Raw genomic sequence first — 16,124 nt, 5'->3', positions numbered from 1 at the left:
GCGGTTAAAAAAGTATCAGCCGATCGTTCGCCGTGCGTTTGTTCAGGCCGCAACAGGCTGCTGTAATCAAGCCGTCCACCATGGTGATTCAGCCGTGGCCAACAACAAAAACAATGACTCCCGCCAGCCAAGGCGCGGGATGGAGTGCCCTGAGATGAAGATCCGCAAAGCGCTTTTCCTGTCAGCGGGCGTGTCTGTCGCCCTCAGCAGCATGGCCGCGCAGGCCGCCGAGACCGTTACCATCGCTACCGTAAACAACGGCGACATGATCCGCATGCAGCGCCTGTCGAAAATCTTCGAACAGCAGCATCCTGATATCAAACTCAATTGGGTGGTGCTGGAAGAAAACGTCCTGCGCCAGCGCCTGACCACCGACATTGCCACCCAGGGCGGCCAGTTCGACGTGCTGACCATCGGCACCTACGAAACCCCGTTGTGGGGCGCCAAGCAGTGGCTGGAGCCGATCACCGGCCTCGCGCCCGAGTATGAGCTGGAAGGTATCTTCCCCTCGGTGCGACAGGGTTTGTCGGTCAAAGACACGCTCTATGCCCTGCCCTTTTATGGCGAAAGCACGATCACCTATTACCGCACCGACCTTTTCAAGCAGGCAGGTCTGAGCATGCCGCAGCAGCCAACCTGGACCCAACTGGGTGAGTTCGCGGCGAAGCTGCATCAGCCCGACAAAGGTATTTACGGCATGTGCCTGCGCGGCAAGGCCGGTTGGGGCGAGAACATCGCCCTGCTCAGCACCATGGCCAATGCATTCGGCGCGCGCTGGTTCGATGAGCAATGGAAACCGCAATTGACCAGCCCGGAATGGAGCAAGGCTGCGAATTTCTACGTCAACACCCTGAAAAACTATGGCCCGCCGGGCGTGTCGAGCAATGGTTTCAACGAAACCCTAGCGCTGTTCAACAGCGGCAAATGCGCCTTGTGGGTCGACGCCAGCGTGGCCGGCTCCTTCACGACGGACAAGGAACAGAGCAAGGTGGTCGACAGCGTCGGCTTCGCACCTGCGCCGGTTGAAGTGACCGACAAGGGCTCTTCGTCGCTCTACGCCTGGTCGTTGGCGATACCGGCCACCTCAAAGCACAAGGACGCGGCTAAGACGTTCATCACTTGGGCGACGTCCAAAGCCTATATCCAGTTGGTCGCCGAGAAAGACGGCATCAGTAATGTGCCGCCTGGCACACGCGCCTCCACCTACAGCGAGGCTTACCTGAAAGCTGCGCCGTTCGCCAAGATCACGCTGCAGATGATGCAACACGCCGACCCCGCGCACCCCTCGGCCAAGCCTGTGCCTTACGTCGGCATCCAGTACGTGACCATTCCCGAGTTCCAGGCCATCGGCACCTCGGTCGGCAAGTTGTTCTCCGCTGCCGTGACCGGCCAGACCACCACTGAACAGGCGCTCAGCGCTGCACAGGCCGTCACCGAGCGTGAGATGAAACGCGCCGGTTATCCGAAGTAAAGCTGCGGCCCTCAACTGTATTGGACGGATGATGAACCCATGAAACGACTTGAAGGTAAAAGCGCGCTGATCACCGGATCGGCGCGGGGTATAGGACGGGCTTTTGCCCAGGCGTATATCCATGAAGGTGCTCGCGTAGCCATTGCCGACATCAATCTGCAACGCGCACAAACCACGGCGAACGAGCTGGGGCCCAACGCCTACGCGGTCAGCATGGACGTGACGGATCAGACGTCCATCGATCAGGCCATCGCCACCGTGGTCGCGCAGAGCGGCAAGCTGGATATCCTGATCAATAACGCCGCGCTGTTTGATCTGGCACCGATTGTCGATATCACCCGCGACAGTTACGAGCGGTTGTTTTCGATCAACGTCGCGGGCACCCTTTTCACGTTGCAGGCTGCAGCCAGGCAAATGATTGCCCAGGGACACGGCGGCAAGATCATCAACATGGCCAGCCAGGCCGGACGGCGTGGCGAGGCGCTGGTGGCGGTGTACTGCGCGACCAAGGCTGCGGTGATCAGCCTGACCCAATCGGCCGGACTGGACCTCATCAGGCATGGCATCAACGTCAACGCTATCGCACCGGGCGTGGTCGATGGCGAACACTGGGATGGCGTGGATGCGATGTTCGCCCGCTATGAAAACCGCCCGCTGGGCGAGAAGAAGAAACTGGTCGGCGAGCAGGTGCCATACGGACGTATGGGCACGGCGGACGACCTGACCGGCATGGCGATTTTCCTTGCTTCGCCGGACAGTGAATACGTGGTCGCGCAGACCTATAACGTCGATGGTGGCAACTGGATGAACTGAGGTGGACTGCCTGCAAAGATGAGCAAGTCCGTGCAAAAAGGCCCGTCGCTGCTTCCATTGCCGGAGCGATTGGCTAAGATGCGCGGACCGCCTGTTGTCTTGGCGGCTCATCAAGGAGCACGAATGTCCACTGAAGAGGAGATCGCCATTTCCGGCGGTACACCTATGATCCCCGATCAGCGCCGGGAGCTGATGCTGCGTCAATTGCGCAAGCATCAGGTGCTCAGCGTTCATCAGTTGATGGAGATGTTCGACTGCTCGCACATGACCATCCGCCGCGATATCGCCCAGCTGGAACAGGAAGGCCGGGCCTATTCAGTCACCGGTGGCGTGCGTATCGCCAGCCAGGTGCACAGCGAGCCCAGCCATCAGTCCAAGGCGGTTATAGAGCTGCCGCACAAACAGGGCATGGCGAGGCTCGCGGCGGGTTTGCTGCATCCGGACATGACGATTTACCTGGACGCGGGCACCAGCACACTGGAAATCGTCCCGCATATCATCGCGCTGTCAGGCATGACAGTGGTGACCAATGATTTCGGCGTAGTCAACGCACTGGCCGATGCTGCGCATGTAGATGTGATTCACACCGGCGGGCTGCTCGATCATCCGAACCGCTCCAGCGTAGGCGGGCTGGCGGCAGCGACGTTGCGGCAACTGGCGACCGACGTGGCCTTCATGTCGACCAGCTCGTGGGACCTGCAACGCGGCACGACTACGCCGTCGGCGCTGAAAGTCGAGGTCAAACAGGCCGCCATGCAGTCAGCCTCGCAAACCGTATTGGTCGCGACCAGCTCGAAATACGGCACCTTCGGCATGTACAAGGTGGCAGGGCTCGAGCAGTTCGACACCATCATCACCGATGCCGCACTGGCTGAAGCGGCAGCGGATGGTATCCGTAAGCAGCGTATCGAATTGTTGCTGGCCCCGGTGGGTGGCAAGCGCTAGACACTTGATACCCGCCCTGAGCTTCAGCCGGCTGCGTGTCCCGATAATCCATCAGGCATAAAAAAACCCCGGTCTCTCGACCGGGGTTTTTTATTCAGCGCGGGCTAAGTATCAAGCCTTGGCTTTCTTGGCAGCGCGGGTACGCTCGCTTTCGTCCAGGATCTTCTTGCGAAGACGGATGGATTTCGGCGTTACTTCGCACAGCTCGTCGTCCTGGATGAATTCCAGAGCCTGTTCAAGGGTGAACTTGACAGGTGGAACCAGAGCGATGGTTTCGTCTTTGCCCGAAGCACGCATGTTGTCGAGCTTCTTGCCTTTGGTAGGGTTCACACCCAGGTCGTTGTCGCGGCTGTTCAGACCAACGATCTGACCACCATAGATTTCCTGACCGTGCTCGACGAACAGCTTGCCGCGCGCTTGCAGGGTTTCCAGGGAGTAGGTCAACGCCTTGCCGGTTTCAACCGAAACCAGAACGCCGTTCTGACGGCCGGACATGTCGCCGGACTTCATCACGTCGTAACGGTCGAAGATCGAGGTCAGGATGCCAGCACCGGAGGTGAGGGTCAGGAACTCGTTACGGAAACCGATCAGGCCACGGGCCGGGATGTTGTACTCAAGGCGAACACGGCCCTTGCCATCCGGAACCATGTTGGTCAGGTCGCCTTTACGCAGACCCATTTGCTCCATGATCGCGCCCTGGGATTCTTCCGGCAGGTCGATGGTCACGTTTTCATACGGTTCGTGCTTCACGTCGCCTACGCGACGGATGATCACTTCCGGACGACCAACACCCATTTCGAAGCCTTCGCGACGCATGGTTTCGATCAGTACCGAGAGGTGCAGCTCACCACGGCCGGAGACCTTGAACTTGTCGGCGGTGTCGCCTTCTTCAACGCGCAGGGCAACGTTGTACAGCAGTTCCTTGTCCAGACGTTCCTTGATGTTACGGCTGGTGACGAACTTGCCTTCCTTACCGCAGAACGGCGAGTCGTTAACCTGGAAGGTCATCGAAACGGTTGGCTCGTCGACGGTCAGCGGCTTCATCGCTTCAACATTCAGCGGATCGCACAGGGTGTCGGAGATGAACAGCTGGTCGAAGCCGCTGATGCAGACGATGTCGCCGGCAGCTGCTTCTTCAACGTCCACACGGTGCAGACCGTGGTGACCCATCAGCTTCAGGATACGACCGTTGCGCTTCTTGCCTTCGGCATCGATAGCAACAACCGGGGTGTTTGGCTTGACGCGACCGCGAGCGATACGGCCAACACCGATGACGCCCAGGAAGCTGTTGTAGTCCAGAGCCGAGATCTGCATCTGGAACGGGCCGTCACGGTCAACTTTTGGCGCAGGAACGTGGTCGACGATCGACTGATACAGCGGAGTCATGTCTTCAGCCATGTCGGTGTGTTCCAGACCGGCAATACCGTTCAGGGCCGAGGCGTAGACGACTTTGAAGTCCAGCTGTTCTTCGGTAGCACCGAGGTTGTCGAACAGGTCGAAGATCTGGTCCAGAACCCAGTCCGGACGCGCGCCTGGACGGTCAACCTTGTTGATGACCACGATTGGACGCAGGCCGGCTTCGAAAGCCTTCTTGGTCACAAAACGGGTTTGCGGCATAGGGCCGTCCTGGGCATCAACCAGCAGCAGTACGGAGTCGACCATCGACATCACGCGCTCTACTTCACCACCGAAGTCGGCGTGGCCAGGGGTGTCCACGATGTTGATGTGGTAGCCATTCCAGTTGATCGCGGTGTTCTTCGCGAGAATGGTAATACCGCGCTCTTTTTCCTGGTCGTTGGAGTCCATCACGCGCTCGTCGTTGAGCTCGTTGCGCTCAAGGGTGCCGGACTGGCGCAGGAGTTTGTCTACCAGGGTGGTCTTACCATGGTCAACGTGGGCAATGATGGCGATGTTGCGTAGATTTTCGATCACTTGTGTATCTCGATCAGAGGATTCGGTCTGCTGACTGTTTATAAGGCAGCGATTAACTATTTCGAGTCGGCAAAAGCCGTTACGGCATGACGACTGGTGTCGGGGGGCCGGTGACGCAAGCCACAGGCAAACAGCCCCGGGCACTTAGCTCGGTCGATAAACGCGCACATTGGCATGCCCCTCACTGAGCAAATGGTGAGCATGCAGGCGACTCATGACGCCTTTGTCGCAATACAAAAGGTACTGGCGCGTGTCATCCAGTGCCTTGAAACGGCTGTTCAATGCGTAGAACGGCAACGTCTGTATCTCCACGCCAGGCACTTGCAGCGGCTGGTCCTCTTGGGCATCCGGGTGACGGATGTCGATGATGACCTGACCGGCCAGCGCCTGGCTGACTTCTTCAATGTCGACATTGCGGCTCAGATCGTCGATAACCCGATCGATCGAAATCAGCTTCGCGCGTTCAAGCGCTTGCTCGAGAATCGCCATGTCGAACTGTTTTTCTTCGTACTCAACGCGATTTCGCTTGGCGTTGGTCTTCGGGTTGACCGAAATCACCCCGCAATACTCAGGCATGTGGCGGGCAAAATCGGCAGTGCCTATTTCAGTCGCCAGGTCCACGATGTCCTGCTTGTGGCTCGCAACCAGCGGTCGCAGGACCAGCTTGTCGGTCGCCGCGTCGATCAGCGACAGGTTTGGCAGTGTCTGGCTGGCAACCTGTGAAATCGCTTCGCCAGTTACCAGCACGTCGATTTCGAGACGATCAGCCACGGCGGATGCAGCGCGTAACATCATACGCTTCAAAACTACACCCATATGACTGTTATCGACTTTCTGCAGAATTTCTCCGAGAACTTCCTCGAATGGCACGCTGACAAACAGCACCCGCTGCGAACTGCCGTACTTCTTCCAGATGAAGTGAGCGACTTCCATCACGCCCAGTTCATGGGCACGTCCGCCCAGATTGAAGAAGCAGAAGTGCGCCATAAGGCCGCGGCGCATGATCTGGTAGGCCGCAACGGTCGAATCGAACCCGCCGGACATCAATACCAGGGTCTGCTCCAGCGCACCCAGCGGGTAGCCGCCCATGCCCTGATGCTGGTCATGAACGACAAACAACCGTTGGTCGCGAATTTCCATCCGCACGACCAGATCGGGCTTTTTCAGCTCGATTCCGGCAGCGCCGCATTGCATTCGCAACTTGCTACCGACGTATTTCTCGACATCCATCGAGCTGAAATCGTGACGACCGGCGCGTTTGCAACGCACTGAAAACATCTTGCCGGGCAGCAGGTCGGCGTAGTGCAGTTTGCACTTGGCGACGATGTCATCCATGTCGCCCAACGGGTACTCGGCCACCTGCAGAAAGTTGGCAATACCCGGCATGCAACTCAGCCGGTCCCTGATGCCCTGCAGCACTTTGGGGTCGGTCTGGCGGGTCTCCACCTCAAGGTTGTCCCATACGCCACCCACGACAATGTCCGCGTCCAGTTCACGGAGCACGGTACGAATGTTCTTGCCCAGTTGCCGGATGAATTTCTTGCGCACCGGCGGGCTTTTAATGGTGATTTCTGGAAAAACTTTAACGATTAGTTTCATGGAAACAGCGCGTGAGGTGCCGACTGAAAAAGGGGGGGCGCGGATTATAGCGGAAATTGCTCAACGTTTAACCAGTTATCGTACACCCGACCATCAACGCACCAAAAAGAGTCGACGCACCAAATTGCAGCGCCATAACAGTGCGTACTTTTCTCGGCAGACGCGTTTAAATCCCCTGAAAGCCTGCTTTTGAAGCAAAAAACCCAACACGGGGCACTGGCATGCAAATTGCTCCCTTGTGAGGCAGGTTGCCTTGGCAGAATATTCGCGCCGGCATCACCCAAATTCAAGGGACCCAGCCTATAGAAGGCGGTTCTTAGCCACCCGGAGGACACCATGTCGAAGTCGGTTCAACTCATCAAAGATCATGACGTTAAGTGGATTGATCTGCGCTTCACGGACACTAAAGGTACGCAGCACCACGTGACCATGCCAGCTCGCGATGCGCTGGAAGATGACTTCTTCGAAGTCGGCAAGATGTTCGACGGCTCCTCCATCTCTGGCTGGAAAGGCATCGAAGCTTCCGACATGATCCTGCTGCCGGACGACGAAACCGCTGTTCTGGACCCGTTCACCGAAGAACCGACCCTGATCCTGGTGTGCGACATCATCGAACCGTCGACCATGCAAGGTTACGATCGTGACCCACGCGCCATCGCTCGTCGCGCCGAGGAATACCTGAAGTCCACCGGTATCGGTGACACCGTATTCGCAGGCCCTGAGCCAGAATTCTTCATCTTCGACGAAGTGAAATTCAAGTCCGACATCTCGGGCTCCATGTTCAAGATCTTCTCTGAGCAAGGTTCGTGGATGTCCGACCAGGACGTGGAAGGCGGCAACAAAGGCCACCGCCCAGGCGTCAAAGGCGGTTACTTCCCGGTTCCGCCGTTCGACCATGACCACGAAATCCGTACCGCCATGTGCAACGCTCTGGAAGAAATGGGCCAGACCGTTGAAGTTCACCACCACGAAGTGGCGACCGCTGGCCAGAACGAAATCGGCGTGAAATTCAACACGCTGGTTAAAAAGGCTGACGAAGTTCAGACCCTGAAATACGTTGTTCACAACGTTGCTGACGCTTACGGCCGCACCGCGACCTTCATGCCAAAGCCTCTGTACGGTGATAACGGTTCAGGCATGCACGTGCACATGTCCATCGCCAAAGATGGCAAGAACACCTTCGCAGGTGAAGGCTATGCCGGTCTGTCCGACCTCGCTCTGTACTTCATCGGCGGCATCATCAAGCACGGCAAGGCGCTGAACGGCTTCACCAACCCGTCCACCAACTCGTACAAGCGTCTGGTTCCAGGCTTCGAAGCGCCGGTCATGCTGGCCTACTCGGCGCGTAACCGTTCCGCTTCGATCCGTATTCCTTACGTCAACAGCCCTCGCGGCCGTCGTATCGAAGCACGCTTCCCGGATCCTTCGGCCAACCCGTACCTGGCCTTCGCGGCTCTGTTGATGGCTGGCCTGGACGGCATCCAGAACAAGATCCACCCTGGCGACGCAGCTGACAAGAACCTGTATGACCTGCCACCTGAAGAGGCCAAAGAGATCCCACAAGTTTGCGGCAGCCTGAAAGAAGCGCTGGAAGAACTGGACAAGGGCCGTGCGTTCCTGACCAAAGGCGGCGTGTTCAGCGACGACTTCATCGACGCTTACATCGCACTGAAAAGCGAAGAAGAAATCCGCGTTCGTACCTTCGTACACCCACTGGAATACGAGCTGTATTACAGCTGCTAATCCAGCCGCGCCAGCGTTGATGGCGTAACAAGAGACCTCCTTCGGGAGGTTTCTTTGTTTCTGAGGACCGATTTTTTATTTTGTGCAATAACGGGATACCGCATCAGAAAAAAAATACCGGGCAAACTTCTGGCTCGAATTTCAGCCAGCAAGGCCATCCCGACATGCCCTACAGACTTCTGATCACAGCTGCCCTGATAGCACTGACAGGCAACGCCGTTGCCCAACAGGCAAGCCCCACCGTCGAATCCCGTGTTCTGCTGAAAAGCAAAACTTCCTGGGATGGCACGCCTTACATTGCCTACCCCAAAGGCCAGCCCGAGCTGACCGTTCTGAAAATCAACATTCCTGCAAACACCGCGCTGAAATGGCATAGCCATCCGATCCCCAACGCCGCCTACGTGGCCTCAGGAGAAATCACCGTCGAAAAACGGGACAGCAACAAGGAAATCCGCCTGAAAAAAGGCGACGCACTCGCAGAGATGGTTGATATCGTGCACCGCGGCAAGACGGGCGACACACCGGTCGAACTTATCGTCTTCTACGCCGCGACAGAAGCAACGCCGTTGTCGCAATAAGCTCTCACCAGCACGTACGCGGAATGCAGCCTTGCAACGTGAAATTCTTTTCACCACCGGGCACTGGCTGCATACCCAAGAATCGGGCTTAACTCTGAACCCGCCCCGATCAATATGGAGTTGAATATGCGCCTGCTTCTGGCCACTTCCCTGCTGACCCTGACGTGCATGTCTTCCTGCTTCGCCTTCGCCGCCGAGCAGAAGCCCTCTTCTATCGAGCCGCTGTTGCAAGCCATCAGCGAGCGCCTGTCCATCGCCGATCAGGTTGCCCTGAGCAAATGGGACAGCGGCAAAGCCGTCGAGGACCCGCCGCGCGAGCTGCAAGTCATAAGCGCAGCGCAGGCCCGCGCTGCCGAGTTCAAGCTGAACCCTGACGACGTTCAACGCTTGTTCAAGGCGCAGATCGAAGCCAACAAGCAAATACAGAATGCACTGCTTGCCCAATGGCATGCAGCGGGCAAAGCCCCTGATACGACCAGGCTGAGCCTGGTGGACGATATCCGCCCGAAACTCGACCGGCTGCAAACCCAGCTGCTGCAGGCATATGCCGACTTCCAGCCACTGCGCAAGACCGAAGACTGCAGAATAAAGCTGGATATGGCGCTCAAGCGCTATCAGACCGACCCGATTCATGATCAGGCACTGGTACTGGCCACCGCCGATCTTTGCTCGGCAAACCTCTGACACATCAGGCGGATAGCGCAGCATAGGGCGATGTGTTCTATGCTGACGGCCAATTGTGCCATTGCTGTCGAGAGTCTCATGCGTCAAAGCCTGATTTGCCTGCTGCTGTTGATCAGCCTGCCTGCCTTGGCGCAGATCTATAAGTACACCGACGCGAACGGCAACACTGCGTTCAGCAATCAGCCACCCAACGGCACCAAAACCGAAGTGGTCGAGCTGCCGCCGCTCAACAGCATCGAAAAGCAGACACCCGCCAGGCCGGTCGTCAACAGCACGCCGCAACCGGCCCCTGCACAACCTCAGCCACAATCACAGCCACAAACGGCCTATGACGTGCTGGAACTGACGGACCTGCCCACCGACGAGGCGTTACGCGCCAACAACGGCACGTTCATCATCGGCGTGAAGATTCAGCCACGCCTGCAACAGAACCATCGCCTGCAATTGCTGCTGGACGGTAATCTGTACGGGCAGCCTTCCAACCTGCCACGCTTTCAGGTGGTCAACATCGATCGTGGCGAGCACAGCTTCGCGGTAGTGGTAAAAGACGGCGAGCGGATTATTCAGCAGAGCGAGACCATTACGCTGACTATTCAGCGCGTGCACCTCGGTAAACCATGAACAGACACAGAATGCACAGCGCGCTGATCTGCCTGCTGCTGCTAATGGCGTTGCCAGCCGCTGCCGACGTCTATACCTACATCGACGCGCAAGGCAATCGGGTGTTTACCGACCAGCCGCGCAAGAACGCCAAGCGCGTCGATATTCCACCCAGCAACAACATGACCGGCACGCCGCCAACCCGAACCTTGAAAGCACACCCTGCCAAACCCGCCGTGCAGCCGATGTTTCATTATCAACTGCTGAGAATTCTGGTGCCCGAGCCGGACGCCACACTGGTCAATCCCAGTGGTGATCTGATCGTTACCGTCACCAGCGAACCGGTGTTACAGCCGGGACACAGCTACCGGCTACTGCTGGATGGCGTTGCCGTCGGCGAGGCTGGCCGCAGCCCTGTCTTCCCGCTGAGCAATGTGGATCGCGGCACACACCAGTTGTCGGTAGAGATTTTCGACGAGCTTGGCCGTGTTCTGGAAAAAACGCCGAACCAGCCGTTTCATCTGCAGCGTATTTCCCTGGCGCAAAAACGCGCGACTCATCCCTGCAAGGAGGATGACTACGGCGTGCGTCCCGAGTGCCCACTCAAGGACAAGCCCGAGCCTAAAAGCAGCATCCTGCCTTTCTTGTGATCCTCGGCAAAGTCGAAGCACCTTTTTGGTGCGCCATCTGCACGCCTGCGCAACAATACAGTCCAATTTGGTTCAGGAACGCGGTGTAAGTAGCGCCGTATGCGGGCACTCGCTCGAAAAACGGCCCGGTTTTGCAGATAAAGCGCTTCTTTTCGGAGCCTTGGTTTGGTTTTTGCAACTTCACTGAGACAGCACCGTATTGGTGGCCTTGCTCCTGCTGGCGCAGACCAACCAGCACCAGCATTGCGCAACTGCAATGTGCCAAAAGAGGTCAACACGATTCATGACTATCAGCGACGCGCTGCACAGACTGTTACTGGATAACCTGACCACTGCCACCATTCTGCTCAACGCCGACCTGCGACTTGAGTACATGAACCCGGCAGCGGAAATGCTGCTCGCCATCAGCGGGCAGCGCAGCCATGGGCAATTCATCAGCGAGCTGTTCACCGAGTCGGCTGAGGCACTGAGTTCGCTGCGTCAGGCAGTGGAACAGGCTCATCCTTTCACCAAGCGCGAAGCGATGCTCACCGCACTGACCGGTCAGACACTGACTGTCGACTATGCCGTGACGCCGATCCTCAGCAAGGGCGATACCCTGCTGCTGCTTGAAGTGCACCCACGTGACAGGCTGCTGCGCATTACCAAGGAAGAGGCCCAGTTGTCCAAGCAGGAAACCACCAAGATGCTGGTGCGTGGCCTGGCTCACGAAATAAAGAATCCGCTGGGCGGAATTCGCGGTGCCGCACAGCTGCTGGCCCGCGAGCTGCCTGAAGAAAGCCTCAAGGATTACACCAACGTGATCATCGAAGAGGCCGACCGTCTGCGTAATCTGGTCGACCGCATGCTGGGTTCCAACAAGCTGCCGTCGCTGGCGATGACCAACGTGCACGAAGTGCTTGAACGAGTGTGCAGCCTGGTCGAGGCCGAAAGTCAGGGCTGCATCACGCTGGTGCGCGACTATGACCCAAGCATTCCCGACGTCTTGATCGACCGCGAGCAAATGATCCAGGCCGTGCTCAATATCGTGCGCAACGCCATGCAGGCCATCAGCGGCCAGAACGAGCTGCGCCTGGGACGGATCACCCTGCGCACCCGCGCCATGCGCCAGTTCACCATCGGCCACGTTCGCCATCGACTGGTCAGCAAGATCGAAATCATCGACAACGGCCCCGGTATTCCGGCCGAACTTCAGGAAACCATTTTTTACCCGATGGTCAGTGGCCGCCCGGATGGCACAGGGCTAGGTCTTGCCATTACCCAGAACATCATCAGCCAGCACCAGGGCCTGATCGAGTGTGACAGCCATCCCGGCCACACCACGTTCTCGATCTTCCTGCCGCTGGAACAAGGAGCAGCTTCGACATGAGCCGTAGTGAAACTGTCTGGATCGTAGACGACGATCGTTCTATCCGCTGGGTACTGGAAAAGGCCTTGCAACAGGAAGGCATGACCACACAAAGCTTCGACAGCGCCGACGGGGTGATGAGCCGTCTGGCCCGTCAGCAGCCGGACGTAATCATTTCCGACATCCGCATGCCCGGCGCCAGTGGCCTGGACCTGCTGGCGCGGATTCGCGAGCAGCATCCGCGTCTGCCGGTGATCATCATGACCGCCCATTCAGATCTGGACAGCGCCGTGGCGTCTTATCAGGGTGGCGCTTTCGAGTACCTGCCCAAGCCGTTCGACGTCGATGAAGCCGTCTCGCTGGTCAAACGCGCCAATCAGCACGCCCAGGAACAGCAAGGCCTGGACGTCGCTCCGACGCTGACCCGCACCCCTGAAATCATTGGCGAAGCGCCAGCGATGCAGGAAGTGTTTCGCGCCATCGGGCGCCTGAGCCATTCCAACATCACCGTGTTGATCAACGGTGAGTCGGGGACCGGCAAGGAGCTGGTCGCTCATGCACTGCACCGCCACAGCCCGCGCTCGGCGTCGCCGTTCATTGCGCTGAACATGGCGGCGATTCCCAAGGACTTGATGGAATCGGAGCTTTTCGGCCACGAAAAAGGCGCATTCACCGGCGCGGCTAACCTGCGTCGCGGTCGTTTTGAACAGGCTGACGGCGGCACGCTGTTTCTCGATGAAATTGGCGATATGCCAGCCGACACCCAGACCCGTCTGTTGCGCGTGCTGGCCGATGGCGAGTTCTACCGGGTAGGCGGGCACACGCCGGTCAAGGTCGATGTGCGGATCATTGCCGCGACACACCAGAATCTGGAAACCCTGGTACAGGCCGGAAAATTCCGTGAAGACTTGTTCCACCGCCTGAACGTGATCCGTATCCACATTCCGCGCATGTCGGACCGTCGTGAAGACATCCCGACCCTGGCCAAGCACTTCCTCAGCCGCGCGGCTCAGGAACTGGCGGTCGAACCCAAGCTGCTCAAGGCCGAGACCGAGGAATACCTCAAGCATCTGCCGTGGCCTGGCAACGTGCGTCAGCTGGAAAACACCTGCCGCTGGATCACGGTCATGGCGTCGGGTCGTGAAGTGCACATCAGCGACCTGCCACCGGAACTGCTGAGCCTGCCGCAGGACGCTGCGCCGGTCACCAACTGGGAACAGGCGCTGCGCCAGTGGGCCGATCAGGCCTTGTCTCGTGGTCAGTCCAGCCTGCTGGACAGCGCCGTGCCGACCTTCGAGCGGATCATGATCGAAACCGCCCTCAAGCACACCGCCGGTCGCCGCCGCGACGCCGCCGTGCTGCTGGGCTGGGGCCGCAACACCTTGACCCGCAAGATCAAGGAACTGGGCATGAAGGTCGACGGTGGGGATGACGACGAGGCTGATGAGGGCTGAGTGGTTATATGATGGTCATTGGTGCCAATGCTCCGCATTGGCATGCATTTCGAAACACTCTGCGCCGCGCCTACTATTCAAGGCAGGACGTAGAGCGTCCAGAACTGCATTCCCACGCAGAGCGTGGGAACGATAGTCATCTCAGGAATTGCGTGTAACGCGCAGCTCAGCACCGCATCACTCAGCCAGTGACGGTTTTTCCCACAGGTTGATTCCGCCTTCCACCGCAAAGCTGTCGATCTCGGCCAGTTCTTCCGGGCTGAACGCCAGGTTCTTCAGCGCGCCGACGTTTTCGACAATCTGCTCGGGACGGCTCGCACCGATCAGCGCTGACGTCACGCGCGGGTCACGCAGCGTCCAGGCCAGGGCCATTTGTGCCAGGCTCTGACCACGACGCTGGGCGATTTCGTTGAGCGCACGCACGTGGGCGATGTTCTGCTCGGACAGGTGCGAAGCCTGTAACGAGCCGCCGCCCGGACGATTGACCCGCGCATCCTTGGGCACGCCGTTCAGGTACTTGTCCGACAGCAGCCCCTGGGCCAGCGCGGTAAAGGCGATCACGCCCGCGCCCAGCTCTTCGGTAGCGTCGAGCAGGTCTTTCTCAACCCAACGGTTGAGCAGGTTGTAAGCCGGCTGGTGAATCAGCAACGGCACTTTCCACTCTTTGAGCAACGCCGCTATTTCGCGGGTCTTGGCCCCGGAATACGACGAGATGCCGATGTACAAAGCCTTGCCCTGCTGCACTGCCGTAGCCAGCGCGCTGGCGGTTTCTTCCAGCGGGGTGTCCGGGTCGAAGCGGTGCGAGTAAAAAATATCGACGTAATCCAGGCCCATGCGCTGCAGGCTCTGATCGAGGCTGGCGAGCACGTATTTGCGCGAACCACCGCCCTGCCCGTACGGCCCTGGCCACATATCCCAGCCAGCCTTGCTGGAGATGATCAGTTCATCGCGGTAGTGCTTGAAGTCTTCGCGCAGCAGGCGACCGAAGTTGATCTCGGCGCTGCCGTAGGGCGGGCCATAGTTGTTGGCCAGGTCGAAATGGTTGATGCCCAGATCGAACGCCGTGCGCAACATGGCGCGCTGAGTGTCGATCGGCGTGCTGTCACCGAAGTTGTGCCACAGGCCGAGCGACAGCGCCGGAAGCACCAGCCCGCTGCGGCCGGTACGGCGATAAGGCATGTCTTCGTAACGATTTTCGGCAGCAATGTAGGTCATTGAATCCTCTCTTGTCTGGGGGATATTCGAGGCGTCTTGATTGCGTTTGCGAACAGGCGACGCCTGTTCGCAACGCCGGAATCATGGCTTTTGCCAGACAACCTGCTGAATGTCGACCCGCTTGGGTATCAAGTGGTTGTCGTAAAACAGATCAGCGGTCGCCTGTTGCGCGCGTACGATCTCCGGCGTGATCGGCAGGCTGGGTGATACGGGCCGATGGTCAAGATACTGAGTCATGACCGCTTCGGACAAGCCCATGCTGCGCGCCAGTATCTGAATACTCTCGGCACGCTGCGAGCGCGACAGCCCATCGGCGACGGTCAGTTCGTCGAGAACCTGCTGCACAAACGCCGCATTTTTCTCGGCAAAAGCCCGGCGTGCGGTATAGAACGGCCCGGACAGTCCAAGCCCTTCGCCATTGGCCAGCAGGCGGCTATGGCCTTCGTTCAGGGCGATGGAGTAGTACGGATCCCAGATTGCCCAGGCATCGACACTGCCGTTTTCAAAGGCGGCGCGGGCATCGGCGGGGGTCAGGTAAATCGGCTGAATATCCTTGAACGTCAACCCTGCCTTGTTCAACAAGCGCAACACCACGTTATGCGAGCTGGAGCCTTTCTGAAGTGCCACTTTGCGGCCTTTCAGCTCTGCCACGCTGTGCAGCGGGCTTTCGTTGCGCACCAGGATGGTTTCCGCCTGTGGCTTGGCCGGTTCTGCGCCGATGTAGACCAGGTCTGCCCCGGCAACCTGAGCAAAGATCGGCGGAATGTCACCGGTAGAGGCAATGTCCAGGCTGCCGATATTCAGTGCTTCAAGCATCTGCGGCCCGGCCGGGAATTCGATCCATTTGATTTTTGTATCAGCAAAGCGCTTCTCCAGCAGGCCGTATTCCTTGGCCAGCACCAGCGTGATCGAGCCCTTCTGATAGCCGATGCGTAGCGCGTCAGGTTCGTCGGCAGAAGCTGTGTTGAGCAAGCCGCTGAAAGCCAGAATGGCGGCGATGAAGGTGAATGGTTTCATGGGTAATCCTTTCTCGGTCGACTCTCGTGCCAATGCTCTGCGTTGGCATGCATCCCGTGACGCTGCGCGTCACCT

At 58.5% G+C, this 16,124-nt stretch carries 14 protein-coding genes; 10 read left to right on the top strand and 4 right to left on the bottom strand.

Going from position 1 to position 16,124, the window contains the following annotated elements; genetic code table 11:
- The first annotated feature begins 154 nt into the window (after window positions 1-154).
- The 3 genes from RYC17_RS24525 (at window position 155) to RYC17_RS24515 (ending at window position 3,229) form a co-directional block, all read left to right on the top strand.
- Window positions 155-1,471, top strand: a complete 1,317-nt coding sequence (locus RYC17_RS24525; protein ID WP_316904623.1) for a sugar ABC transporter substrate-binding protein — start codon at window positions 155-157, stop codon at window positions 1,469-1,471.
- A 39-nt stretch (window positions 1,472-1,510) separates the two neighbouring features.
- Window positions 1,511-2,284 (top strand): L-iditol 2-dehydrogenase, encoded by a 774-nt coding sequence (locus tag RYC17_RS24520; protein ID WP_122280914.1) that lies wholly within the window; start codon window positions 1,511-1,513, stop codon window positions 2,282-2,284.
- Between the two features lie 123 nt (window positions 2,285-2,407).
- The gene (locus RYC17_RS24515; protein ID WP_002555713.1) at window positions 2,408-3,229 is read left to right on the top strand and encodes a DeoR/GlpR family DNA-binding transcription regulator; all 822 of its coding nucleotides are present in this window, start codon (window positions 2,408-2,410) and stop codon (window positions 3,227-3,229) included.
- A gap of 111 nt (window positions 3,230-3,340) precedes the next feature.
- Here the strand turns inward: RYC17_RS24515 and typA are convergent, their stop codons facing one another.
- Together typA and thiI are read right to left on the bottom strand one after the other, a co-directional pair.
- Window positions 3,341-5,161: a translational GTPase TypA gene (gene typA, locus RYC17_RS24510; RefSeq protein WP_002555714.1), complete on the bottom strand. Its 1,821-nt coding sequence runs from the start codon at window positions 5,159-5,161 to the stop codon at window positions 3,341-3,343.
- 144 nt (window positions 5,162-5,305) lie between these two features.
- Window positions 5,306-6,760, bottom strand: a complete 1,455-nt coding sequence (thiI, locus tag RYC17_RS24505) for a tRNA uracil 4-sulfurtransferase ThiI (RefSeq protein ID WP_004654939.1) — start codon at window positions 6,758-6,760, stop codon at window positions 5,306-5,308.
- A 336-nt stretch (window positions 6,761-7,096) separates the two neighbouring features.
- Here thiI and glnA point away from each other — a divergent pair, with 336 nt between their 5' ends.
- The 7 genes from glnA (at window position 7,097) to ntrC (ending at window position 13,817) form a co-directional block, all read left to right on the top strand.
- Complete coding sequence (gene glnA / locus RYC17_RS24500; RefSeq protein ID WP_002555716.1) at window positions 7,097-8,503, top strand: glutamate--ammonia ligase; 1,407 nt, start codon at window positions 7,097-7,099, stop codon at window positions 8,501-8,503.
- Between the two features lie 164 nt (window positions 8,504-8,667).
- Window positions 8,668-9,081 (top strand): cupin domain-containing protein, encoded by a 414-nt coding sequence (locus RYC17_RS24495; RefSeq protein ID WP_004654943.1) that lies wholly within the window; start codon window positions 8,668-8,670, stop codon window positions 9,079-9,081.
- 126 nt (window positions 9,082-9,207) lie between these two features.
- Window positions 9,208-9,765, top strand: coding sequence for a chorismate mutase (locus RYC17_RS24490; protein ID WP_230017058.1), 558 nt, complete (start codon window positions 9,208-9,210; stop codon window positions 9,763-9,765).
- Between the two features lie 78 nt (window positions 9,766-9,843).
- On the top strand, window positions 9,844-10,386 hold the full coding sequence (locus tag RYC17_RS24485; protein WP_080394988.1) for a DUF4124 domain-containing protein: 543 nt from the start codon (window positions 9,844-9,846) through the stop codon (window positions 10,384-10,386).
- A gap of 11 nt (window positions 10,387-10,397) precedes the next feature.
- A complete protein-coding gene (locus RYC17_RS24480) occupies window positions 10,398-11,015 on the top strand; it encodes a DUF4124 domain-containing protein (RefSeq protein ID WP_058401836.1) in 618 nt (205 codons plus the stop codon).
- A 283-nt stretch (window positions 11,016-11,298) separates the two neighbouring features.
- Entirely contained in the window at window positions 11,299-12,384 is a 1,086-nt protein-coding gene (gene glnL, locus RYC17_RS24475; RefSeq protein WP_002555720.1) for a nitrogen regulation protein NR(II), read from the top strand.
- A complete protein-coding gene (ntrC, locus tag RYC17_RS24470) occupies window positions 12,381-13,817 on the top strand; it encodes a nitrogen regulation protein NR(I) (protein ID WP_002555721.1) in 1,437 nt (478 codons plus the stop codon). The genes glnL and ntrC overlap by 4 nt, the downstream gene beginning before the upstream one ends.
- Before the next feature lie 177 nt (window positions 13,818-13,994).
- Here ntrC and mgrA read toward each other — a convergent pair whose 3' ends face one another.
- The gene (gene mgrA / locus RYC17_RS24465; protein ID WP_004654952.1) at window positions 13,995-15,032 is read right to left on the bottom strand and encodes an L-glyceraldehyde 3-phosphate reductase; all 1,038 of its coding nucleotides are present in this window, start codon (window positions 15,030-15,032) and stop codon (window positions 13,995-13,997) included.
- Between the two features lie 81 nt (window positions 15,033-15,113).
- Window positions 15,114-16,049: a sulfonate ABC transporter substrate-binding protein gene (locus RYC17_RS24460; RefSeq protein WP_122258820.1), complete on the bottom strand. Its 936-nt coding sequence runs from the start codon at window positions 16,047-16,049 to the stop codon at window positions 15,114-15,116.
- Between the last annotated feature and the right edge of the window lie 75 nt (window positions 16,050-16,124).

Origin of the sequence: Pseudomonas syringae group sp. J248-6 (genome assembly GCF_032586995.1) — a bacterium.
In the GTDB taxonomy this organism is placed as follows: domain Bacteria; phylum Pseudomonadota; class Gammaproteobacteria; order Pseudomonadales; family Pseudomonadaceae; genus Aquipseudomonas; species Aquipseudomonas amygdali.
The sequence above is the reverse complement of the archived record's forward strand: the minus strand, read 5'-3'. Positions and strand labels throughout refer to the sequence as shown.